Source organism: Streptomyces sp. NPDC003042 (assembly GCF_053591315.1).
The window spans coordinates 19,353-42,316 of the sequence record NZ_JBSFTP010000064.1 but is presented as its reverse complement, the minus strand read 5'-3'; the positions used below and the strand labels follow the sequence as shown (position 1 = coordinate 42,316).

General features: G+C 68.0%; 21 protein-coding genes and 2 pseudogenes. 11 read left to right on the top strand and 12 right to left on the bottom strand.

Annotated features, from left to right (window positions below; genetic code table 11):
- On the top strand, positions 1 to 520 hold a 520-nt coding region (locus ACWDYJ_RS26735), incomplete at its 5' end, for an IS630 family transposase (RefSeq protein ID WP_451568132.1).
- A 134-nt stretch (positions 521 to 654) separates the two neighbouring features.
- On the opposite strand, the gene ACWDYJ_RS26730 is transcribed toward ACWDYJ_RS26735, so the two are convergent.
- From ACWDYJ_RS26730 to ACWDYJ_RS26705, 6 genes are all read right to left on the bottom strand, one after another.
- Entirely contained in the window at positions 655 to 1,128 is a 474-nt protein-coding gene (locus tag ACWDYJ_RS26730; protein WP_451568131.1) for an RICIN domain-containing protein, read from the bottom strand.
- A 255-nt stretch (positions 1,129 to 1,383) separates the two neighbouring features.
- Complete coding sequence (locus ACWDYJ_RS26725; RefSeq protein ID WP_451568130.1) at positions 1,384 to 2,235, bottom strand: SDR family oxidoreductase; 852 nt, start codon at positions 2,233 to 2,235, stop codon at positions 1,384 to 1,386.
- A gap of 70 nt (positions 2,236 to 2,305) precedes the next feature.
- Positions 2,306 to 2,773 carry a GNAT family N-acetyltransferase gene (locus tag ACWDYJ_RS26720; protein WP_451568129.1) on the bottom strand — a complete coding sequence of 156 codons (468 nt, stop codon included), beginning with the start codon at positions 2,771 to 2,773 and terminating at the stop codon, positions 2,306 to 2,308.
- 70 nt (positions 2,774 to 2,843) lie between these two features.
- Positions 2,844 to 4,166 carry a UDP-glucose dehydrogenase family protein gene (locus tag ACWDYJ_RS26715; protein WP_451568128.1) on the bottom strand — a complete coding sequence of 441 codons (1,323 nt, stop codon included), beginning with the start codon at positions 4,164 to 4,166 and terminating at the stop codon, positions 2,844 to 2,846.
- 108 nt (positions 4,167 to 4,274) lie between these two features.
- The gene (locus ACWDYJ_RS26710) at positions 4,275 to 5,495 is read right to left on the bottom strand and encodes a hypothetical protein (RefSeq protein ID WP_451568127.1); all 1,221 of its coding nucleotides are present in this window, start codon (positions 5,493 to 5,495) and stop codon (positions 4,275 to 4,277) included.
- 59 nt (positions 5,496 to 5,554) lie between these two features.
- Entirely contained in the window at positions 5,555 to 6,880 is a 1,326-nt protein-coding gene (locus tag ACWDYJ_RS26705) for an aminotransferase class III-fold pyridoxal phosphate-dependent enzyme (RefSeq protein ID WP_451568126.1), read from the bottom strand.
- 186 nt (positions 6,881 to 7,066) lie between these two features.
- Between ACWDYJ_RS26705 and ACWDYJ_RS26700 the strand changes: the two are divergent.
- From ACWDYJ_RS26700 to ACWDYJ_RS26675, 6 genes and pseudogenes are all read left to right on the top strand, one after another.
- Positions 7,067 to 7,231: pseudogene (locus ACWDYJ_RS26700) on the top strand (helix-turn-helix domain-containing protein); the annotation flags it as partial.
- An 805-nt stretch (positions 7,232 to 8,036) separates the two neighbouring features.
- Complete coding sequence (locus ACWDYJ_RS26695; RefSeq protein ID WP_451568133.1) at positions 8,037 to 8,453, top strand: hypothetical protein; 417 nt, start codon at positions 8,037 to 8,039, stop codon at positions 8,451 to 8,453.
- A gap of 586 nt (positions 8,454 to 9,039) precedes the next feature.
- On the top strand, positions 9,040 to 9,165 hold the full coding sequence (locus tag ACWDYJ_RS26690) for a hypothetical protein (RefSeq protein ID WP_451568125.1): 126 nt from the start codon (positions 9,040 to 9,042) through the stop codon (positions 9,163 to 9,165).
- Positions 9,166 to 9,346: 181 nt separating this feature from the next.
- Positions 9,347 to 9,736: a hypothetical protein gene (locus ACWDYJ_RS26685; protein WP_079403197.1), complete on the top strand. Its 390-nt coding sequence runs from the start codon at positions 9,347 to 9,349 to the stop codon at positions 9,734 to 9,736.
- A gap of 59 nt (positions 9,737 to 9,795) precedes the next feature.
- Positions 9,796 to 10,281: pseudogene (locus tag ACWDYJ_RS26680) on the top strand (translational GTPase TypA); the annotation flags it as partial.
- Between the two features lie 255 nt (positions 10,282 to 10,536).
- Positions 10,537 to 10,923, top strand: coding sequence for an SH3 domain-containing protein (locus ACWDYJ_RS26675; RefSeq protein WP_451568124.1), 387 nt, complete (start codon positions 10,537 to 10,539; stop codon positions 10,921 to 10,923).
- Between the two features lie 304 nt (positions 10,924 to 11,227).
- Here ACWDYJ_RS26675 and ACWDYJ_RS26670 read toward each other — a convergent pair whose 3' ends face one another.
- A complete protein-coding gene (locus tag ACWDYJ_RS26670) occupies positions 11,228 to 11,428 on the bottom strand; it encodes a hypothetical protein (RefSeq protein WP_451568123.1) in 201 nt (66 codons plus the stop codon).
- A gap of 147 nt (positions 11,429 to 11,575) precedes the next feature.
- On the opposite strand from ACWDYJ_RS26670, the gene ACWDYJ_RS26665 reads away from it, so the two are divergent.
- Both ACWDYJ_RS26665 and ACWDYJ_RS26660 read left to right on the top strand, forming a co-directional pair.
- Positions 11,576 to 11,968 (top strand): hypothetical protein, encoded by a 393-nt coding sequence (locus ACWDYJ_RS26665; protein ID WP_451568122.1) that lies wholly within the window; start codon positions 11,576 to 11,578, stop codon positions 11,966 to 11,968.
- 56 nt (positions 11,969 to 12,024) lie between these two features.
- A complete protein-coding gene (locus ACWDYJ_RS26660; protein ID WP_451568121.1) occupies positions 12,025 to 12,315 on the top strand; it encodes a hypothetical protein in 291 nt (96 codons plus the stop codon).
- Positions 12,316 to 12,514: 199 nt separating this feature from the next.
- Here the strand turns inward: ACWDYJ_RS26660 and ACWDYJ_RS26655 are convergent, their stop codons facing one another.
- The 3 genes from ACWDYJ_RS26655 to ACWDYJ_RS26645 all read right to left on the bottom strand — a co-directional run bounded on the left by ACWDYJ_RS26655 (position 12,515) and on the right by ACWDYJ_RS26645 (position 14,717).
- Positions 12,515 to 12,931 carry a hypothetical protein gene (locus ACWDYJ_RS26655; protein ID WP_451568120.1) on the bottom strand — a complete coding sequence of 139 codons (417 nt, stop codon included), beginning with the start codon at positions 12,929 to 12,931 and terminating at the stop codon, positions 12,515 to 12,517.
- Between the two features lie 600 nt (positions 12,932 to 13,531).
- The gene (locus ACWDYJ_RS26650; RefSeq protein ID WP_451568119.1) at positions 13,532 to 13,948 is read right to left on the bottom strand and encodes a hypothetical protein; all 417 of its coding nucleotides are present in this window, start codon (positions 13,946 to 13,948) and stop codon (positions 13,532 to 13,534) included.
- A 322-nt stretch (positions 13,949 to 14,270) separates the two neighbouring features.
- Positions 14,271 to 14,717: a hypothetical protein gene (locus ACWDYJ_RS26645; RefSeq protein ID WP_451568118.1), complete on the bottom strand. Its 447-nt coding sequence runs from the start codon at positions 14,715 to 14,717 to the stop codon at positions 14,271 to 14,273.
- A gap of 1,069 nt (positions 14,718 to 15,786) precedes the next feature.
- Here ACWDYJ_RS26645 and ACWDYJ_RS26640 point away from each other — a divergent pair.
- Positions 15,787 to 18,873, top strand: coding sequence for a hypothetical protein (locus tag ACWDYJ_RS26640; protein ID WP_451568117.1), 3,087 nt, complete (start codon positions 15,787 to 15,789; stop codon positions 18,871 to 18,873).
- Between the two features lie 194 nt (positions 18,874 to 19,067).
- Here the strand turns inward: ACWDYJ_RS26640 and ACWDYJ_RS26635 are convergent, their stop codons facing one another.
- Positions 19,068 to 20,669: a DEAD/DEAH box helicase family protein gene (locus tag ACWDYJ_RS26635; protein ID WP_451568116.1), complete on the bottom strand. Its 1,602-nt coding sequence runs from the start codon at positions 20,667 to 20,669 to the stop codon at positions 19,068 to 19,070.
- A 542-nt stretch (positions 20,670 to 21,211) separates the two neighbouring features.
- On the opposite strand from ACWDYJ_RS26635, the gene ACWDYJ_RS26630 reads away from it, so the two are divergent.
- A complete protein-coding gene (locus ACWDYJ_RS26630) occupies positions 21,212 to 22,156 on the top strand; it encodes a cytochrome P450 (RefSeq protein ID WP_451568115.1) in 945 nt (314 codons plus the stop codon).
- Between the two features lie 87 nt (positions 22,157 to 22,243).
- On the opposite strand, the gene ACWDYJ_RS26625 is transcribed toward ACWDYJ_RS26630, so the two are convergent.
- Complete coding sequence (locus ACWDYJ_RS26625; RefSeq protein ID WP_451568114.1) at positions 22,244 to 22,816, bottom strand: EF-hand domain-containing protein; 573 nt, start codon at positions 22,814 to 22,816, stop codon at positions 22,244 to 22,246.
- Positions 22,817 to 22,964: the final 148 nt, after the last annotated feature.

Here is a 22,964-nt window from a genome sequence, read left to right as displayed (position 1 = left end):
CCAGGTCGGGATCCGCTCGGACCAGGTCACCGGCCGCACCTGGGGTGCCAAGGGCACGACTCCCATCGTCCGCCGGACCGGGAACCGGTTCTCCGCGAACGCGATGTCCGCGATCAGCACCCGCGGCCGGATGCACTTCATGGTCTTCACCGAGTCGTTCGACGCGAAGGTCATGTGCCGCTTCCTCGCCCGGATCGTCGGGCACTTCGACCGGAAGATCCACCTGATCGTCGACCGGCACTCGGCCCACCGCTCGAAGACAGTCCGGGCCTGGCTCGCCAGCCACGAGGACCAGATCGAGCTGCACTTCCTGCCTTCGTACTCACCCGAGCCGAACCCCGACGAGCTGGTCAACGCCGACCTCAAACGCAGCCTGCCCCACACCCACCGGGCCAGGAACCAGGCCGAACTCGCCGCCGAAACCGCAGATTCTTCCACAGACGCCAGCGTCAACCACACATCGTCCGCGGCTACTTCGGCGGCCCACACGTCCGCTACGTCCTCGACGAGAACCCTTTGAGTTTCTGATCAATAAGGGCCTGCGTTCTTCGCACCCCGGCCAACCGGCCCGCCCCATGAGCAATCGTGTCGACCGCGCTTGTAATCTGCCGCAGCAGAACCCACCCAGCTGTCCTGGTGAGACGTGACGCTCCTTTAGGCAAGTGACCGCACGATCCATCGCTGACGCTTGATCCCAGTCTCACACACGTCGAGGGTCACCGACTCGGGCCACTCGGTCACGCACTGGTAGTTGAGTGCTGCGCTCTTGAGAAACGGGATGCCCGGACGGGGGGTCACGTACCACCGCTGCAGGGGATCGTTCGAATTGCAGGTCGCCATGTACAGATCCCCGCCCGCATTAGTGGCCAGGCATTTATCAGTGGCCACCTGTCGCATCGGTGTGGCTACTCCGTCGCCGTTGTTCCAGATCCACTGCTGGTACGGGCCTGTGTTGCACTTGGTTGTGTAGACCCCTTGGGTGCCACTGTAGTCCAGGCACTCCCCGGTGTTGTAGTAGCTCTCGAATCGGTTCGCCACCACGGCGGCCGACGCCGGCGTGGTGGGCGCCACCAGCGCGATCAAGACCGCGGCTAACACCGTTCCCATTGCCCTGCGATTCACGAGCACCCCTCGCTTCTGTGCACCACGCGCCCCGTCCTGCGTATGCCGGACAGAACAGCCACCATGCCCGTCGATGCCTACGGGAACAAGACCTGCGGCCAAGGCACACCTGTCAGCCGCGATCCGCGGCACCTGGACGGCCTGAACCGACCTTTGTCAGTGCCAGGTGCAACCCTGTACGGATGCCCGGCGGCGCCCATCACCTCGGATTCTTCCCGTGCCTGGGCATCGGCCAAGTCCTCATGGGACCTGGCCGATCACTCATGGGCCCACTTGCTGAGCTGTTGCGCCAGGGTGATGCAGGAACTGCCGGGCGCCGCGCAGTGTGGTGCGCAGAGTCCGCTGGGTCGCTCTGCTGTCGAGGCGCACGTCGAGAGCGCCGGGGAGGGTGCTGTCGGCCCGCAGACCCGTGGGCAGCCGGGAGGCGTCAAGACCGTCCCGCTGGGCGATGAGGATGCCTAGCTCGTGACGGCTTACAGCATCGCGGCCTGCGAGGTGGTGGACGCCGGTTGTGTCGGTGGCCGCCAGCTCCAGGAGGGCGGCGGCCAGGTCGGTGACGTGCACGGGGCAACGGATGTCGTCGGTGAACAGCGCACCGTCGCGCGTTCCGGCGGCGAGTTCGTGCACCACCTTCTCGTGTGCGGACTGCCCGTGGCCGATGATCAGCGATGTCCGGGCGACAGCAGCCTTCGGATGGACCGCGAGGACGCCGGTCTCTGCCGCGGCTTTGGCCGCGCCGTAGGGGGTGATGGGGTCGGGGAGGCTGGACTCGTCGTAGTGGACTCGCGTGCCGGAGAACACTGCGTCGCTGGACACGTGGACCATGCGGGTTCCGTACGTCGCCGCGGCCATCGCGAGCCGGATGGGGCCCTCTGCCGTGGTCGCCCAGTGGGCCAGGCCGCTCGAGGCGTTGAGGACGAGCTGCGGGCGCACCTCGGCCATGATGGCGTCCAGGCTGCCCGCGTCCCGCAGATCAAGGTGGCGCCACGCGGTGGGGGAGGCGGTGCCGGGCTTGGTCGCGTACGTCGCGACGGTCGTGTGCCCCGCTGTTCTCGCCTGCCGGACCAGCTCGGTCCCGAGGAATCCGCTGCCGCCGACGATCAGAACTGTCATTGCGACACCGTAGACCGGCTCCGCGACGATGAAGGCGGTCACCCTGGAGTTCGGGTGACCGCCTTCATCGTCAGCGTGTTGGTGGGGGAGGCCAGACGTAGCGGACGTCCGGCTCGCGCTCGTCGTTGCGTAGTCCGTCGGTTCGCTCGACCGCGATGAAGCCGTGTCGCTCGTAGAACCGGTGGGCCGATTCGTTGACCTGGAACGTCCACAACGCCAGTCCGTCCGGCTGCCGCTTCTTGGCCAGGGACATGAAACGGTCGCCGAGGCCCCGCCCGCGCCACGCGGGGTCGAGGTAGAGCTGTTTCAGCTCCCCGCCGCCCAGCACCATGAGGCCCACCACGTTGCTGCCGGTGACCGCTACCCAGGTCTCGTACTGGGGCACGAGCACGCGGGCGAACCAGCCGCGTACGGCGGCTTCGTCGTGGGCGCAGCGCACGGTCGGCAGCGCGGCGGCGAAGGAACGCAGCCACAGATCGGCCGCGGGGCGCGCGTCGGAGTCCTCGGCACGACGAAGAAGGACGTCGGCACTGGTCATGGCAGGGCACCTCCGGCTTTCGAGGGCGTTGATGATGTGATGCGGGCCTAATCCTTTTCGACCGCCGGTTCTACTTGCCGGGTCGTCCAAGCTGGTGGAGAGTCCAGCCGGCCGTGCGCCAGGGCTCGGGGTCGAGGGTGGTGCGGCAGTCGACGAGCAGGGGGTTGGCCGGACGGTCCACGAGAGCCTGAGGGTCGGCCTGCCGGTACTCCGGCCACTCGGTGGCCAGGACGACGAGGTCGGCTCCGTCGACGGATGCGGCCAGGTCGTCGGTGTAGTCCAGCTCCGGGTTGCGGGTCATGGCGGAGGCCACAGCCTGCGGGTCGTGAACGGTGACGTTGCCACCGGCCTGCTGGAGGGCATGGGCGAGGGCGAGGGCCGGGGACTCACGTACGTCGTTGGTGCCAGGCTTGAACGCGGCGCCCCACACGGTGACCCGGGTCCCCCTGACGGGACGGTCGCCCAGAGCCTCGCGGATGAGGTCCATGGCGACATCGGTGCGGCTCTCGTTGATCTTCTCGGCGGCGCGCAGGAGGGTGGCGGCCTGTTCGGCGCCGAGCTGGCGGGCGGAGGCGGTGAAGGCACGGACGTCCTTGGGGAGGCAGCCACCGCCGTAGCCGATGCCGGGCCTCATGCCGCCGGACCCGATCCGCGGGTCGATGCCGAGGATCTCCACGATCTGGGAGACGTCGCCGCCAGCGGCTTGGCACATGTCGGCGACGGCGTTGATGTAGCTGATCTTCAGGCCGAGGAAGGTGTTCGCGGCGCCCTTGGCGAGTTCGGCGGTCTGCGGGTCGGTGACGAAGATCGGGACACCGGCGTCCAGGATCGGCGCGTACACGGCACGGATCGCCTTCTCCCCCTCGGCGCTGGTGACGCCGGCGATGAGACGGTCCGGGCGCAGCGTGTCCTCCACCGCGTGCCCCTCGCGCAAGAATTCGGGATTCCACACGACATCGACGTCCTGGCCGGCCGGGGCCAAGCGCTGGGCGAGTGCGGTGACCTGAGCGGTGGTGCCGACGGTCACCGTGCTCTTGCCGACGATCGTGCACGGCCGCGTCAGGAGAGGGGCGAGCTGGCGGACAGCGCCGTACACCTGCCCGGTGTCGTATGAGCGGCCGTCCGCGTCGATCGGCGTACCGACACCGATGAAGTGCAGCTCGGCGAACTCGGCGGCCTCCCGGATGTCGGTCGTGAACCGCAGGCGTCCGCTCGCGGTGTGGCGGGCGAGCAGCTCGGGTAGTCCGGTCTCGTAGATGGGGCAGTGACCGGAGTTCAGGCGCTCGACCTTGGCCTGGTCGACGTCCACACCGATGACTTCGTGACCCAGTTCGGCCATCGCCGCCGCGTGCGGGATGCCGAGGTGCCCGCAGCCGATTACTGAAATACGCATTCCTTGACTCTCATCCTAGGAGGGGCCCGCGTGGCAGGGCCGGGGAACGAGCCCAGAGGCTAGCGCCGTTCCCCGGCCCCGAATCTCACGTGTTGTCTGCGTCGAGGTTCAGCAGCCGCTCCAGCTCGCTGATCGCGGCGGCGGCCGTCTGCCGTACGACCACGTCACCGGTCTGCGGGGCCTCCAGCGGGTAGTCGAACCACGTGCCGTCCGGACGGGGGAATCCCTCCGGGTCACGAGGAACACCTTGAGTCCGGCCGCGCGGGCCCGCTTGGCCACCCACCGCCGGTCGGCGTGCAGCCCGATCACGACCAGTGCCTTCGCGTCGGGGTGGAAGGTGACCGGCGGGATCCGCTGGTCGTAGCGGCGCATGAACTGCTCCTCGAACCCGGCGCGCGCGCCCAGGCCGTCGAAGTTGTTCGTGATGAACGGGCCGACCAGGTGCCCGGCCTCTTCCATGCGCTTGAGCGCGTGCAGTGCCGGGGTCACCTCGGCGTCGAAACACGCCCGGTACATCTCCGAGAGCTCGCTTACCTTGTCCTCGGTCTGAAGGAACATCTCCGTGAGCAGCGGGTCCCTCCCCGGGGCGAGGACGAACGTGAAGCCCTTGCCGAGCAGCTCGTCCTCGATCTCGTTGACGTGGTAGATCTCGTGGAGCCGGTGCAGCGGCGGGATCCCGGCCTCGTAGGAGACGCCGCAGCCGACCTCGACCTGGAACGGCAGGAAGTCGGTGAGCTGCGCGAGGCTGTCGGCGTAGACCGGTTGCCCGGGGGTGTCCTTGACCCGGACCCCGTGTGTCAGGACCTCCCAGGGCCGGCGGCGGACCGTCCTCGGCGGGAACGTGTTGACGGAAGTGAACGTGGTGTCGATGACCTCGTAGTCCGCCGGAAGCTTGCGGCCCGCCCGCAGGTCCTCCGGGTGCAACTCGACGCGGATCATGTGGACGCGCAGGTCACCCAGCTCGAACCGGCCCGGCCCGACGTGCTTCCAGCCGCCCTCGGACAGCATGGCGTGGTTCTGCTCCCACGCCTCCTCGATCTCGGCCCGCGGCGCCGCCACCGAGTGGTACAGGTACATCTGCGTCATGGCGAGCGCCGGCGCCGCGGTGGTGTCCACGAGCCCGTACTGGTGCCAGTAGTGGACGATACGGCGGCGCGCGTCACCCTCGCCCGTCCAGCCGGAGTTGGCGGCGGTCTCCTCCTGCTGGGTGCGCCGCCAGATGCCCTCCTCCTCGAACCGGGGCCGGTCGGCGGTCACGCCGTAGAAGTCGTGCCACTTGCGGAGCTGGGCCTCGTCGAGCTGGTCGATGACCGTGACGGGAAACTGCATGCCGTGTCCTCGATCTCTGATTCGGAACGGTCCGCCCCTTGGAGGGAGCGGCGGGTGGGTTAGCTGAGGGCGGCCACCGCGTCGGTGAGCGCGGCGGTCAGGAAGTCGATGTCCTCATCGCTGGCGTTCAGCGGGGGCGCGACGACCAGGCCCTCGCTGCGCGGGTCACCGGCTCCGGTGAACGGGTAGAAGAAGACGCCGCGCCGCTCGCACTCCTGCATCAGGGGCCAGAGCAGGCCGGGCGCGACCTCGACCCCGTAGAGGTGGCCGACGCCACGGACATCCCGCACCGGCGCCCAGCCGGTCAGGGACCGCAGAGACGCTCCGAGACGCTCGCCTCGCGCCGTGAAGGCGCCGAAGTCCAGGGACTCCAGCTCGTCCAAGACCCCGAGGCAGGCCGCCGCCATCAGGGGGTGGGTAGCCATGGTGCCCATCGCGGGCAGCGGGTCCACGTCCTTGTGCCACAGCAGCGGTGCGATCTCCGGCGACACCAGCACCGCGCCCACACTGACGTAGCCGGCACCCAGGCCCTTGGACAGGATGACCAGGTCGGGCTCGCAGCCGTCCCAGTGATGACTCGCCAGAGGCGTGCCGGTGCGCCACAACCCGGTGAGGACTTCGTCGTGGATGACCAGGACGTTCCGCTCCCGGCAGATCTCCGCCACCCGCCACAGGTAACCATCCGGGGGCACGAAAGCGCCGCCCGTGGTCCCATTGATCGGCTCGATCAGGACCGCGGCGATGTTCTCCGCGCCCCTGCTGTCGATCGCCCGCGCGACCTCGTCGGCACAGGAGGCATCGCAGCCGTGCCCTTCATGGGCGTGGCCGTGTGTCGGCGGATAGGGAGCGGAGAAGGCGGGGCCGAGACCGTACCGGTCTTCCGGGCGGGGGTTGCGGACCTGGTTGCCCGCGACCCCGAGGGTGAACATGCTGTTGCCGTGGTAGGACAGGTTGGACGTCAGGATGTCCCCGCGCCGCTTCCCGCCGCGGACGCGCACGATGTTCCGCGCCAGGCCCACCGCGACCTCCACGCCGAGCGTCCCGCACGTGGTCAGCGCGACGGAGTCCTCCGGCCGGCCCACCGCGCGGCACAGGCGGTCCATCAGCTCCATCTGGATGTCAGGCCGGACGACGGCGGCCCCGCCGAACGAGTAGCGGGAGAACTGCCGCTCGATGCGGGAGAAGACCGCCCGACTGCCCTGCCCGACGTTCACGCAGAGGAGGCCGCTCGATCCGTCGAGGATCCGACGGCCGTCGGCGCGGTGAAGCCAGGGCCCTTTCGATCCCACGACATCGAAGTCCGGCAAAGGCCTGGACGACGTCAGCAGACGTTCGCGACGCTGCAAGTACCGATCCACGGAGAGTCCCTTCTCGGGAGTGCTCATTGGGTGGGTGGGGTGCGCGGAGGTGATCGACCGCCGCAAGTCCAAGACCACCGCACCAGGACGCGGTAGAACAGTCCGTAGCCATAGGGCTGCAAGGAGTTTGCATCTCGTGCAAGTTCGGACGGCCGCGTGCCGAGTTCCTGCTCTCAGGGCCCACGCAGCCTGGCTACACAGGGACGGGGGGTTATGGATGCAGTGCGCAAGCCACAGGTGACACCCACAGCGACGGCAACACCCGGCGAGGTGGTCCGCAGAACGCGTAGAACCCAGGGCATGACTCTCGCCAAGCTCGGATCGCTGACCGGCTACTCGGCCGCCCAGGTATCCCGCCTAGAGCGCGGAAAATCCGCCATGACGGACGTCTCCGTACTCCAGAGGTTCGCCCGAGCGCTCGACATCCCACCGCAAGCCCTCGGCCTCGCACCGACCACGGGCGCCCAACCGGACCCGACCAGTCAGCCAACTGGCCCGTATCCCAGCCTGCCCGCCCCTACCCTGGGAATCCCAGGCCGCGAAGACGGAAAGGACCCGGTGCACACGCGAAGGCAACTGCTCGCGAACCTGGCGGTCACCGCGGCCGCCGCCATGGGCGCCCCTGTCGCCGGCGCCGCCCCGGCCAAAACCGAGGAAGCGCAACTCGGCGAGACGCTCGTCGCAGGGCTGCGCGACGCCATGCTGGGACTCGGCCGCACAGCCCCCGACACACCCCTGGACCTCCTCGCGGCGGAACTGCACCGCGCCTCGGCCGACTTCAACGACTGCGCGTACTCCAGCCTCGCCCTACGGCTCCCACGCCTGATCTCCGCCGGGCACCAGTCCACCAACGACAGCGACAACTTCCCCGTGCTGGCGCAGGCCTACCTCCTCGCGACGCGAATCCTCATCAAACTCGACGAGCCGCAACTCGGCTGGATGGCAGCCGACCGAGCCCGGCAGTTCGCCGCCGCCGGCGGAGCGCCCATGGCCGTCGCGGAAGCAGCCCGCCAGCAGGCCGTCCTCGCCCGCAAGGCGGGATGGCACGACCAGGCCCTCACCCTCTCTCAACGCCGCCGACGACCCGGCCCTGCGCGAACTCGGAAACGCAGGGATCGCACAGCGAGGTCTACTGGTCCAGTGCGCCGCCTACACCGTCGCCCACCAACGCGATCAAACCGGCATGCGCGAACTGACAAGCGAGGCCACCGCCATCGCCAAGAGCCTCGGCGCCGTAACCCACCTTCGGGACACCAACGGCGGCTTCAGCCGGGCCACCGTGCAGCTCCACCTGATCTCAGCGGAGAACACCGCCGGTGACCCTTCCGCAGCCATCGCCGCTGCCGATGCCCTCGCCCCCCAAGCCCTCCCCACCACGGAACGGCGCGCGCTCTACTTCACCGACCGCGCGAAAGCTTTCGCCCAATGGGGCCGACGAGACGAATGCATCCGCGCCCTACTCCAGGCCGAGTACTGGGCCCCTCAGGAAACCCACGCCCGCCCAGCCGTGAAATCCCTCGTCTCCGGCCTGCTGCTCTCCGGGCGCACCACACCCGAGCTCCGAGGCATCGCCGCCCGTACCGGAATCCTCCACAGCTAGCTGACCAAGCCGCCGATCACGACGACGATGGTCGCTGACCCGCCCAGCTACCAGGAGCAGCGCACCCCCGCCTCGGAGGCGGACACCAGGTCAACCGGTATCTGTCCGGAAGGATGATGCCGTCGAGAGCCGCTGCAGGGGGACCGGCCGTTCTGCTTCACTTCGCCCATGACCGACACCCGCGAGGCCCTCGACCGCGCCGTCACCGCGCTCGCCACGGGCTCGGACCAGACGCAAAGCCAGTCCGTCCGAGCCCTGGTGTCGATCGCGCTCAGAGCGTGATTCTGAACCCGGTTCAGGCGGGGGTCGTGGTCACCCGCGCAGTGTGCCGCCCGGCCTCGGCGGTCCGGGCCGGTTCACCGGCGGTAGCAGTGGTTTAACCGCTCTGTTCTGGTGAGCTGAAACAACCAGCCTGGCCCTGCTGGCCAGGGCCAGAGCACTATCACCGCTGATAGCGGCCTGGCCCTACCCGCAGGGCCGGACCTGGGAGACTAGGGATCATGACCGACCGTCGACCGCTCTCGCTGCCCGCCTTCTCCGAGCCCGCTTCGACGCTCCCGTACCCGCCCAGGCGGGTGGGCGCCTGATGCCGGTCGAGCAGGGCGCCGACTTCCTCCAGCCGCCCGGCGAGACCGAGCCCGCACCCGCCCCGGCCCGACGTCCGCTCGCCCCCGGCGGCCTCACCTTCTCAGACCCGGACCGCCATATCTGAGCGCTACCACCACGGGTTGCGCCACGTCCAGGACCAGCTCACCACCTAGCCCCACCGCCCGGTGTGTCAGCGCCTCCACCTGGACAGTGGTCGTAGCCGGACCGGCTCCCGCCTCGGATACCGTGTTCCTCTACGGGGTGCCATAACGGATGTGACGCCCCCCACCGGAGGTAGTCAGCGTATGAGTTCAAAGCGCAGCAAGAATCCAGCCCTGCCCGTACTTGATGACGCATTCCGACTCGCGTCGGTCAAGGACGCCGAAGAGTCCACCCGTGACTTGGCTGCGCGGCTGGCCACTACCGAGCTGCGCCGCGTTTCCCACCCGGGCCGGGTCACCTGGGAGCCCACCGATCAGGCCGAGCCCGTACCGGTCCCGCCGACTGTGGTTGACGGTGACGGGGACCTGTGGCTGCGGGACCGGGGCACTGGCACCTGGACCATGCCCGAGTTCAACCCGAAGGAGTTCCCGGCCCGCTGTGGCGAGGTTCTGACGTGGAACCAGCTTGCCCGCGAGTTCGGCCCGCTTACCGCACTGGCCGACGACCGCCGCATCGGCGGCGGCCGGCGCTGATCGCGCAGCCTTCTGGGATGACCGCGCCCCTGAAGCGCCCGTTACAGCCGGAAAGATTGTCGTCAGGCCGGGCTGGCTTCCGTACGGAGTTCCTGACGCAGACCCGCGGCACCGGCATCGCGCACTCCCTCTTCGAGGGTCACGAGCCGTGGTTCGGCGAGCTGCGCACCCGCCACAACGGTTCGCTGGTCGCGGACCGCTCCGGTTCGGTGACACCGTTCGCGATGGTCAACCTGCAGGAGCGTGGTGTCATCTTCCTGGAGGCCGGCACCGAGGTCTACGAGGGCATGATCGTCGATGAGAACTCGCGTGCCGACGACATGGACGTGAACATCACCAAGGAGAAGAAGCTCACCAACATGCGTGCGGCGGCGGCCGACAATACCGAGAACGTGGTGCCGGCCCGCAAGCTGTCGCTCGAGCAGTCGCTGGAGTTCTGCCGCGACGACGAGTGCATCCGGGTGACCCCAGAGACCGTGCGTATCCGCAAGGTCGTCCTGGACCAGAAGGAGCGCGGCCGCACCAGCTCGCGCGCCAAGCGCTGACGCCGTCCGGGCCCCCTGAAAGGGGCGTCCCGGGGCTCCAGCGTCTTACGGACTCCCCAACCGGAACCGGAACGGGCAACTTCCCCTTCCGATTGGGGAGTTCTCATGCGTCAGGCGGCTGACTTCGCCCCGATGGCGCTAACGTCGTGCGCGGCTCCGGTGTCCGTTGAGAGGTGACACCGCTCGGCCGACCCGGGCCTGCTCCTACGTACGTGTTCCGCACCCAGAACCGACGACGCAAGGGGAATCGATTCCATGACGGTCGCAGCAGCACGCCGCACCATGTCACCGCGTCGCTCCGCCGCCCGCACGGCGGCCGTGGCGGCCCTGTCCGCCGCCGCGCTCCTCGGCGGCGGTCTCACGGCCCAGGCCGCCGCACCCGCCCGGACGACGGGCGCGGCCGTGGAGCTCGCGCCGGCCGGTGCGCTCGCCACCCGGTGCTACTACAAGGTCAACGCCAGTGGCGGTCTGCTGATCCGCAGCGGTCCCGGCACCGGCTACTCGGTCGTCGGGTCCTACGCCAACGGCTCCACGATCCTCGCATCGGCGTCCACCACCAACGGCTTCCGCAACGTGGGCACCAACCGCTGGGTCTCCTCGGCGTACACCGTCCGCATCGTCAACCTTCCCTGCGAGTCCTGACAGGGACCCGCGCCGAGGACACCGTTCCCCAGCCCTTCGACAGGCCGCCGACCGCCGGAAATCTCTCCGACGGCCGGCGGCCTGTCCGCTGCCTCCGACCGGTCTCCGAATTCGTCAAAGCGCCTGGATTTCTGAGGTGCTGGCACCACGAACTTGGCTCTGCCGCCCGGGATCCTCGGCTGTGTCGGCTCGGTTCCGGCTGATTCGGTGTCGAAGTGCATGACGATTCGGTGTCCGAGTGAGCGAGTGCTCGGGCGCCGGAGCGAGAGGGGCGGTGCGGGCACGCAGTCGGGGCGGTTGCCGGTTACGGCGTGTCCTCTTGGCCGCGGTCGGGCAAGGGGTCGGGGAGGAATGTCCGGGTGTAGCGCAGTCCGGTGTCGGGGGAGATGTTGAATACCGCGCACAGGTGTTGCGGGTCGGCGCCGGTGACGGCGGCCTCTTCGAGGATCCGATTCTCGCGGAGTCGTTGGGCGGTGACCGGATGATCCTTGAGCAAGGGCTGCATCCAGCCGATGGTGACCGGCGTGCGAGAGTGCGCGGTCCAGCTGTCCGCGTAGGGCACGCGGGGGTGGCAGCGGCGACAGTAACCTCCCGCGCAGTGGTCGCTGCCGCATGCTGTGCAGACTGGCAGGTTGATGGGGATGCCGACGAGTTGGCCGCCCTGACGGCGGGGGCGTTCGGGGCGTCGGTGGGCCGGCTGACCGCGCCGGGCACGGGACCGTTGGCGGTCATGGGGGAGGTGCGGGTGGCGGAGCGGTTCCGTTCCGGGTCGGGCGGCCTGCGCCTCACGCTCACCTGGCCTGCCGGCCTGCGGGGCGCCGCCTCGGTGGGCTCGGTCGGTGTGGAACGCCACGGGGTGGCATACGCCGGCCCGGGGGAGGCGTGCGCGTGCAAGCGGCACGACTGCGGCGGAGTCGTCCCGGTGAGCTGGTGCGCCGAGCACGGGGGCGTGGTGGGGCCGGTGATGGAGTGGCACCCCGGCGGCGGTATCCGGTGCGTGGAGCTGGCCCGGAGGCGTACTGGTGTTGCGGCGGTCCGTGCCTGACGCAGGACAGTGGCCGCCACGACCAGACCGGGCGCCTGCGCCCCGTCGGTCGCACGGTGCCCCTGCGGGCGGATCAGGCCCGCCAGGTCGCGGACCACCTGCCGGTTGCCCCAGCCGGCCGCGACCACCCGTGGGAGGGGGCCCGGTTCACCGCGTCATGGGGGTCCCGCGACATCCTCGATATCACGGTGGTCCGTCCCGAGCTGGTGGCCGAGGTCAGCGCGGATCGCGCTATTGACCGCGGCGGAGTCTTCCGTCACCCGCTGCGTTTCAAGCGGCTACGTCTGGACGTGATGGCGGCGGATGTGCCGCTCTTCGGCCAGGGACCTGCTGCCGCGGCCGGTTGACACCAGATCAGCGTGCGGCGTTCGTTGCTCAGACTGAGGAAGGAAAAAGCTCAGTGGCCAGGATGAAAGAGCTCAAGGCTGGCCCACTACCAGCCCGAAAAGCCGAAACGGCCCGTCATAGACACTGACGGACCGTCACGAAAGGTGCAGGTTCAGTCACTGCATTGAGGCTTTTGCTTACCTGGGTAGTATCTGCCGACTACTCGTTGAATTCGGTAGAGGCCTTGCAGCCTGGCCATGTTTGGAAAGCATTCGTCGGGTAATCGCCCGGGCAGATAACGAATGTATAAGTGCCGGTGTTGCCGATGTCGTAGCCTTTTTTGTCGCAGCCGGCGTCGCCGCCGTCGTTGATCGTCATCACCCTCTGGTAGCCGTCGGTGTTGTAGTAGGAGTTATAGAAAACCGCCCCATACACCCCTTCGCCATTCACAAGAGTGTCGCAGATTTTGAAGACGTCCCCGTCGTCGATGAACTCCATCCTGCCTTCGGCGATGCTGACGCTCTTGTTTGCCATCGCGGTAACGTCGTCGGCAGCCGCCGGATATGCTGACGCGAAAACCATTGCGGCGGCGCTTGCGCAAATCCCTGCCATGTGGGCAAATCTGGACGTGAACATTATTCCTCCTGATCGGCCGCTTTATTCGCGAGCCGGAATCAAATACTGTTTGGCGATTCCCGGTTGGCAGACTGTCATGTGCTCATCAGATCCGCGAGACGGGTAGCGGTGCTGTGATGGGAGTCACGTCTGCTGTGTCCGGATAGAGCGGGATGGAACCAAATAGCGGGTTGCGGGTGGCCCGTCGTGTCCTGCTCCGACTGTCCGGAGTCTCGCAGGGCCGAGGCAGTCATCTTCCCCAGTAAGGCGCTGTACGCCTCGCTGAGCGCTAGCGGCCACTTCCAGCCCCCTCGGTTGAGTTGGCGACTGATGGGCGCTCAGCGGGGCCTGTCGGGCTGTGGGTTGGTCTTGGTGGAGTCGGGACGGGGCATGGGGTCGGGGACTGGGTGCCCTGCTGCCGCGGCTGGTTGACACCAGATCGGCGTGCGGCGTTCGTTGCTCAGACTGAGTAAGGAAAAGCTCAGTGCCAGGATGAAAGAGCTCAAGGCTGCCCACTGCCAGCCCGAAAAGCCGGAACGGCCCGTCATAGACACCGACGGACCGTCACGAAAGATTCAGGTTCAGTATTGAGGCTAGTGGCTACCTGGTGGTATCCGCCGACTACTCGTTGAACTCGCCAGAAGCCGTGCAGGGATAGGTTTGGTAAGCATTCGTCGGGTATTCGCCCGGGCAGATTACCATCGTGTAAGACCCGGTGTTGCCGATATCGTGGCCCTTGGTGTCGCAGCCGGCGTCGCCGCCGTCGTTGATCGTCATCACCCTCTGGTAGCCGTCGAAGTTGTAGTAGGAGTTATAGAAAAGCGCCCCATACACACCCCGGCCATCGACAAGAGTGTCGCAGATTTTGAAGACGTCCCCGTCGTCGATATGCGTCATCGTGCCCTCGGCGATTTTGATGCCCCTGTTTGAGAACGCGGTAACGTCGCCGTCGGCAGCTGCCGGATATGCTGACGCGAAAACCATTGCGGCGGCACTTGCGCAGATCCCTGCCGTGCGGGCGAATCTGGACGTGAACATTATTCCTCCTGATCGGCCGCTTTATTCGCGAGCCGGAATCAAATTGCTGGTTGGCGATTGCCGGTTGGCAGACTGTCATGTGCTCATCAGATTCGCCAAACGGCTAGCGGTGCTGTGATGTGAATCACGTCTGCTGTGTCCGGATAGAGCGGGATGGAACCCACATAGCGGTGCGGGTGGCCGTTTGGGTCCTGCTCCAACTGCCCGGAGTCCCGCAGGGCCGAGGCAGCCATCTTCCCCAGAAAGGCCGTCTGTACGCCTCGCTGAGCGCTTCACAGCCCCTCGCGGCTCCCCTCCAGCCAGATGGATGTCTGACGGGCGCTCAGCGGGGCGTGTAAGGCTTGGTATTGCTCGTGTGGGGACGCGGGCGGGGGCTGGCCCAGGTGGCGGGGGTGGGGCGTTGGGGCATGGGGTCGGGGATTGGGTGGAGTGGGGGTGTGATGAGGGGGTGGTCGTCGCCGGTGAGCGGGTGGGCGGTGAAGCCGGCGGTGTGGACGTTGTTGTCGGCCGTGAACGTGATGAGGGTTCCGACCGGCTGCGCTGCGGCCTGCTCGATGATGCGAAGTAGTTCGTCCGACCAGTCGATCGGGCGTCCGTTGCGGTCGGTGCGCTTCGCCCCGGGCGGCAGGCGGAGTATCAGGCCGTTCGGGTGGCCGGTGACGTGGAGGTGGAGGTCATCGTCGGCGGGGGTTACCGCGGTGACCTTGTCGGCTCGGATTCGGGTGTGACCGACGCGGAGCCACACCCGGGAGCGGCCTGCGCTCACCATGTCCGGGCCCGTCGGGCGATGGTCGGCCGGGGGCCGACGGTGGTGTCCATGCAGCCACGATCCCAGGAAAGGCGTGGGGCTCGGAGACAGTTCGAGAGATCCCAGCTGGCCGTTGTTGGCTGGTGTCACTACGGATCGTCTGACCTGCGGTTGTTGTCGGTCGAAGCACGACTGCGCAGGTTGGTTGAGTGCTGCTGTGAGTTCTCATCCGTGTTGCGGTAGAGGTATCGCTATGAGCTGCGGGCCTGCAGATGACTGAGAGATGGCTCGGTACGCTTCTTCACGCAGATCAGGCCTTGGCCTGCAGTACCGCAAACTGGATGAGAATCCCGCAGTTGTATTGAGAATTCTGGTAGCGGCCAGGGAGGCGTCTGACTGGCTACCGTCGGCGGCATGAACCGCACGCCGATCCGGCTCTCCGGTGCCCGCCCGGACTGACACCGCTCAGGTCCGACCACCAGGAGTCGTACCGGTCCACGCCAGGCCAGGAGGTGGCGCGTGGGCAGCGGTTCAACGCGTTCCTGGCCGAGGTGCTGCGCTCGGGCAGCTGGGGGACGCGGTCAGCGACCAGCGCGGACTGGATGGCCGGGACGAGACCGGTGTGTCGTTCCCCTCGAGCGTACCCTCTACAGCCTCGAGGCCAAGTGGCAGCACGTACCGCCTCCCGGCGGCTGAGGGGGCGGTATCCCGTGGACCGGACCTCCCCGCCCGCACCCCCCACTCCCAGCCGAGTCGGCTGGGCAACGCCGAGGCTTTTGTTGTAGTTGTTCGGGCGTCGGCCGCACTCGCCGCGAGCATCGACCCGTTCCGGCCGCGCTGGTCGTGGTGGCCGCGCCGTAGCCGGCCTGATCCGCACGTTGCACCCGGCGTCCCTAACACTCCCTCCCGCCGTTGCAGCCGTGACCGTGAGTCGCCCCATCAAGTTTGTCGCCGCTAGCGCCCACCCCGACAAGTGCACGACTCGGGCGACTGAACCCTAGCCGCAGACGTGGGCATGCCTCCCAAGATGTCAGTGGGGTGCTGGACACTGGTCGTGCGTGACCGTGGCAGTGAAACCAGGGGGAACGACGTGAGTGACGATGCCGTCCAGCTCGAGAAGCGCATCCGCTTCGCATTGAGCACCCTCGGCGAGAGCAACAGCCATCACGAGTTCGAGGCCCTGTGCCTGGGCCTGGCCCGCCGGAGGATCACCAGCAATCTGCTGCCGGCGACCGGCCCCGTCAGTAGTGGCGGGGACCAGGGCCGGGACGCCGAAAGCCACTGGAGCGACATTCCCCGGGAGCTGCCCGACACTTCCCTGTTTGCGTCGCTGGCCTCCACCCGGCGGGTGGTGATGGCCTGCACCATCCAAAGCACCGACATCCCGGGCAAGATCCGAAAAGATCTGGCATCGATCTGCGGGCAAGGCACCCCCGTTGACCTCGTCATCTACTTCACAGTGACCGCCGTGCCCACCAGGAAGCGGCACGATCTGATCGACGAAGCCGCCCGGACGCACCAGGTCGACCTGGAGATCTGGGACGCGGCTGCCCTGGCCCTCCACCTCGCGGACTATGACCTGTTCCACCTCGCCGTCCAGTACCTCCATCTGCCCTCAGATCTCGCTCCACCGCGCCCGGACGGATCCGGTGAACTACCCGACTGGTATGCCGAAGCCCGCCGACGATGGCAGGCAAACGACGCGCCGGCCCGCACGCTGGGCGACCTGGTGGACCTGCGAGGCCCGCTGCGCCACGCTACCTTCCACGACGAGGCCCGGGCCGATCTGCCGGAATGGATCGGCCACGCACGTGCTCTGCTGGTCGCCGCGGCGGGGGAGCACACCGCTCTGCGCGCCAGCTACGAGATCGTCGTGGCCACCCTTCGCGGCCTCGGCGACATGCACCCGGCGGACCAACTGGCCCGCGACTTCTTCGACACGGTCACCACCGACGACACCCTCACCGACCCGGGAATCATCGAGGACGCCGTCGTGCTCCTCGGATACGGATTCGGGGCGCTGATCCGCAATCTCACAGCGCTGACTGCAGACGCCCTGTGCGGCTGGCAGCGCCTGCTGGCCGACAAGCTCGACCGCTTGCTGGACGCGGACCCGCCTGCCAACGCCATGGCCCATCTGCTGGCCATGCGGGCCCGTCTGGCCCTTCACACCGACATGACCGCTGACCTCGAATCCGTGCCCGAGGACCTGGCGACCATCCGGGAAGTCACCGCATCCGTCCTCGAAGCGGTAGAAGCCGGTGAGCCGATACCTGCTCTGCAGACGGGACTGCCGCTCACCGACCTCGACACAGGCATGCGCATCCTGCTGAGGCTGGGCCGCCACCTGGACAGCGCGCCGCTGTTCCCTATCGAACCCACCGCCGACCTCTTCGACTACCTCACCCCCCTACTGGTGGACCATCCGCTGTACCGGGAGGTCCGAGACCTGCTCGATCAGGCCACCGACCGGGTCACCGGCCAGACCGCACGAGGCGAACGCGCCCAGTCCCGGGGCCACGCCCTGATCAAGAGCGGCCGCATCCCGCAAGCACTCCAGGAGATCCACGAAGCCAAAGCCAACTGGCTACGCGGCGACACCCTCGAGGGCGGCCTGATCATGCTGCTGCTGTGCGCACGCATCTACAGCGAACTTGGCCTGCACCTCGCCGCCAAGCAGTACGCGCTCGCAGCCGCCACCGCTGCGAAGTCCGCACCCGCCCCGGAGCTTCGTCGTTTCATCCCCCACGGGATCATTCTCGCCGCGCGCTACGACCGACAGGCCGGAAACTGGATCTCCGCCACCCGCCTGTTCTGCATCGGCCTCATGGCACAGAACGCCTACTGCGACGAGCCGTACGACCACGAACGCTACCCCTACGTCTGGGAGATGATGGCCGACCAGGCGCTCACCCTGCGCGTGGCCGGCGCGGTGCGGCCTGGCTTCGTTCCCCTGCTCCGCGCGATCACGGCCTCAGCGGGTATCGACACCGTCATCGACGAGATGCTCGCCCCGACCGCCGACGACCCCACGGCAACCGAAGAGGCGTATGCCGAGGCGGCCGATACACACGGTGTGGGACGGCCCTTCAGTGACGCCGGCCTCACACGCCGCTATGCCTGGAACGCGCTCGGTGTCGACTGGGAGATCACCTGCCCGAACGAACGGCTGTCGGTGCTGGCTGCGGAACGCTACATCGCAGCGCTGCAGGTGTTTCTCGGTGAACTTGCCGTAGAGGACCCGTTGTTCCTGCCCGGACGCTTGAGCGTCGAGATTTGCGCAGACGCCACTTTGCCCCATGATCAGCCCGCCGTCTGCGATCAGAGCGCCGAACGGCATACCAACCGGTGGAGGCTGCGCCTGCCCACGGCCGGCCCCGCCGACCTGGAAACAGAGCCGCCCCGTCTTCTCACCGCCCTGGTGAAGGTGGTGCTCTCCCAGTCATTGCTCTCCGACGAGGCCTTCATGTACCTCGTCGAGCGGGCGCTCGCCGGCGGACTATGGCACAAGCTCCTCGTCGGCCGCCCCTACGACGAACTGGCAGACTTCCTGGGAGCCGACGACTACCAGACGATGGCTGCGCTCGCCGACCCGTCCGTCGGAGCAGGCACTCCGCGCGGCGAGGCGGAACCCGCTGCCCTGCCGGCCCGGACCGGGCCTGGACCCGGCTACGAGCACGAGAGAGCCCTCGACACCGTCCGCAACCGCTATGCCGTCATGCTCCCCATCGTGCGCTACACCCTTCCTCGCCTGACTGCGGACCACGGCTTTCGGCGTACGGCCACGCAGTTGAGGCAGGAAGGGTGGCGCGATTGGCATCTGCTGACTGCCGTTGCCAACGCGGTTGGAAACCACCGCGCCCACCAGCAGGGCCTGCGTCCCTCCCCAGGCGATTCCCAGCAGCACCGGGCACGCATCCTTGCCGCCATGCAGGCCCCCGAGCACCCCGATGACTCGCCTGTCCCTGCAGAGGCAATCACCGAACATGCCCTGCGGTCACACCTGGCCGTGGCTGCTGTGAGCACCGCGCTCGGTCTCGGCCTCGTCATCCGCACCGGCCCGCTCGACTCTCAGGCACTGTTGTCGGTGCTCGGCGAGCGGTACGGCTACTGGAGGGACGACATCGAGCACACGGACCCGTTCGGCTGGCCGGCTGAGCAAGACGACGCGATCTGACTGGCCAGCGCGTCGGCCGCTTCGACGATGTTGTTGAGGTGCTCCAGTGGGCCCTTCCCTGGGGGTTGGCCACACGATGAGCTGGTGGAGCAGCGTCACGTCGCTATGGCGCCAGCGAGTCCGGAATCGGCGAGTTACTGCCACCACCGACGATGATGCCGGGGCCTTTGCCGTGGTGAGTGGATACGGCTCTGTCACCACGCCCTGTCGTGCTCGTCTGCCGCAGTCAGGTCGAGGTAGCGGGCGGCGGCGTGCAGGATTTCGAGGGTGAGTGCTTCGGTGCCGTCGAGGATGGCGAGTTGGGCGGCCATGCCGATCAGCGGGGTGAGGTGCTCCATGAATCCGTCGGTGATCTGGTACAGCTTCTTCTGATGGTCCAGGAGGCTGTCCGGTTTGTGATGCCGTAGCCGGAGCCGGCCGTCGAGGGTGGCCAGGGTGCTGACCCATTCGTCGGGGTGTTCCTTGCAGCGGGGAGGGAGCCGGTTGACCCAGAGAGTGGGGACCGAGCGTTGCCGGATCGGCGCTGTGGACTCTGTGGGCCGGCGCAGGGCTGGGAAGCGTGCGGCGCGGGCTTCGCGGAGGATGTCGCTGGAGCCGATACCGCTCCAGAAGACGGTAAGCCCCAGTTCGTCGGCGAGGTAGTCGAAGAAGTCGAACGTCGGCCGAAGGTCTTCGGGTCGCAGCCGGTCGATCCCGTCGACGAGACACACTTCCGTGCGGGCGTGGCGCATCACGTGGACGGCGGGGCCGGTGAAGTCCTTCATCCGCTGCACGGGCCGTTGCTCGGTGTCGGGGCGGTACAGGTCCCAGCCGATGAACATGGCCAGGGCCGCGGACCAGTCGGCGGGTGAGCCCTGCTCCGGAGGGGCGTTGACGCAGACGACGGGGATCAGGCTGTCGTCGATGCCATGGAGCTTCTCGCGGCGTCTCTGGTGCGCCAGCCCGATGTGGTGCAGCAGGGTGCGTTTGCCGGTGCCGCGGCAGTCGCTGTCGATGGCGATGTGGGAGCAGGGGTGGCGGCGTTCGCCGTTGAGACGCAGTAGCCGTCGTGCGGTTTTTAGTCCTGTGGTGATGTCGGTGGTTTCGACGAGGCCGAGCTGGGCGTGGTAGCGGACCCTGGGGTCGTCCTCATCGACGAGGGCGGAGTCGCCGACCGACGGGATCGGGGGAGGAGAGGGCTGGTGGCGCACGCGTGCTCGCCAGCCCTGCAGGGTGGTCGGCGGCCCGGGAGAGGAGAGCGGTGTGGGCGCGGGAGGTGGGGCGCTTCGAGCGTCACGTGTGGGGGCTTTCACTGGTCGTCTCCTTGCCGCGGGCTTCCCGATCCGGCCCGAGGTCCGGTGCGCCTCATCGACCACGATCAGATCCCAGGCCGGGAGGCCAGCGTTGTGGGCCTTCTCCAGCGTGCCCAGGCCGAGGGAGGCATAGGTGGCGTAGACGGTGACCTTCTCCAGGCCCCGCGTCCACTCCACCAGCTCGACCGGGTCCGTGGTGTTGGGGAAGGCCACCTCCGCGCCCCGCAGCGAGGACACCCCGATCATCGGGCCCCGGCGGCCGCCCTCCCGCCACGCGGCCTCGGTCTGCGCGAGCAGGTCCAGGGAGGGCACGAGGACCAGGGCCCGGCCCGCGTGGAGCTCCTCCGCGCTGCGGACCGCCACCCGGGTCTTCCCGGACCCGGTCGCCATGATCACCTGCGTTCGAAGCTCGCGAGGGGCGAGCATCGAACTCGCAGGCGACTCGAGGGCGCGGAGTACCTTGTCCACGGCCTCTCGCTGGTGCGGACGGAGTTCCATTGCCATCCCGGCATTCTCTCCCGGGCTCCGGACGTCTCGTGCGCGCCGAGCTTCCCCTCTCTGTCTGGCGGACTGGGGCAATGAGCTAACAAGATGAAGGACTGGCGGTCTTCGGGCTTACCGGGGTCACGCCCCGCAAGGACGACCGCTCCGGTGCGCCTGCTGGTGCCCCTACCCTGTGGCGCTTGCCGGTGCTGTGCTGGGTGCGTTGGCAGTTGGATGGGGCAGCCGTTCGCCGGCCTGCGCACAGCCGCGCCGTGACGACCGATCGTCGGGAGTGAGTGCCAATGACTGTGACCTCAATGGCCACCAGCGGATACGACAGCGTCGGCCCTGCGTGCCCGCACGCTGTGCGTGGCACCTCCAGTTCTTTGGAGGGGCCGCCGGTGTTCGTGGTGTACCCCAATGGTGCGGGAGCCTGGGCGGTCTCGCGGTACGCCGATGTACGGACGGTGCTGGCCGACACCGTCGGGTTCAGCTCACGCCGAGGGCCTGGGGACATGCTCCCCGGCCCCCAGAGCAGGGACGCACTGCCCGTCCTGCCGGGCATGTTCTCGCACCAGGATGGCAGCGAACATCTGGACTACCGCCGGCTGATCGCCCGGGAGTTCTCCGTTCTGCGCACCAGGCGCCTGGCGGTACGCATCGGCCGGATGGCGGAGAAGCGGATTGACGCCATGACGGCGGCGGGGGATCGGGCGGATCTCGTAGCCGAGTACGCGCTTCCACTCTGCTCCGAGGCCCTGTGCGACGTGCTCGGCATTGCGTGGACGAAGACCACATCGGCGGAGATCCTTCGACTCTTCACCGGCCAGGACCTGAGCAACCATGACCTCTACGAGACCGGCACTCCCGTCGACGACTTCGCGCTGGACTTGGCGCGCCAGATCATCAAGGAGCCCGGCCGGCGGCCCGGGCTGCTCGCAAGGATCGCCGGCCGGCAGGTGCCGGGCGGGCGGATCGGGGAGGCGGAGCTGGCGGGGGTGGCCAAACTGGTGCTGCTGGCGGGCCATGTGAGCCCCACCCACATGCTCGCCCTGAGCGCGCTCACCCTCATCGAGGATCAGCGGGAATGGTATTCCGCACTGGGCCAGGATCCGGCCTGCGCGACGGCAGTGGTGGAGGAACTGCTGCGGCACATCACCATCAAGCAGTTCGGCCTGATCCGCCGTGCCACGCGGGACACCGAGGTCGCCGGCGTTCAAATCCGAGAGGGTGACTGGGTGGTCTGCTCGTTGAAGGCAGGCGAGGACAACCAGCTTGGGCAGCCCGTCGACTTCGACCCGGCCGGCCATGCGGGCGGTCACCTTTCCTTCGGGCACGGTCCGCACCAGTGCCTGGGCCAGAGCCTGAGCCGGGTCGTCCTTGAGGAAGGACTGGTTGCACTCAGCCGCCGCCTGCCGGGACTTCGCCTGGCCGGGCCTGAGCACGCTCTGCCCTTCCGTGACGACAAGACCGTGTATGGGGTGAAACGCCTGCCGGTCGCGTGGTGAGCGGCAGACGCCTCTCCAGTGCTGTGGTGGTTCCCCTCCTTGCGGGGAGAGGCACCACCACACGGCGGACGCACGCTCCGGCGGAGGTCAGCCGGCCGCTGCCGTGGTGTGAGCGAGTGGCCCATACAGCCAGTTCCCCGGCGCGCTCGCATCCGTGCTCAGGAAGAACTCCTCGAAAGCCTGCGCGAGTTCCTCGCGGCTGATGCGTCCGTCTCCGTCCCGGTCGAGGCGCTCGAACGCCTCCAGCGCCGAGCCCGAACCGACTCCGTACGCTTCGAGCCAGCGCGTGAACTCCTGTGCGTCGAGGGCGCCGTCGCCGTCACGGTCCATGGCCGCGATGACGGTGTCCACGATGGGCAGGATCGAGGCGGTAAAACCGTAGGCTTCCTGCACGCCGTGCCAGGCGCCCACGAACTCCTCCCGGTCCATGCTTGCGTCCGCCCCGCATCCCAGTTGCTTGCACATCCGCAGCCAGCCCTCGTCATACTCTCGGCGCAACCGCCGGGCGGGCTCTGAATCAGGACCGCTGCCGGCGGCCTCGGCCAGGCGAGCGGCAAGGTGGTCGTAGTCCTCCTTGTTCACCTGGCCGTCCCCGTCCTTGTCGAACAGATCGAATCGCCGCTGCAGTTTCGCGCGTGTCAGGCTGTGCACTGGCTTCACGCCCTTCTCGTTGCATTGTCTGGGGATCTCCATCGACGCCGGTCACGGCCGGCACTTTCCCAGTAGTCCAACGAGATCCGCGCGGCCGGGGAAACGTCACCCAGGGAGCCGAACGCCTCCTACTCTGAGGCGGGTACGGGCGCCGGCA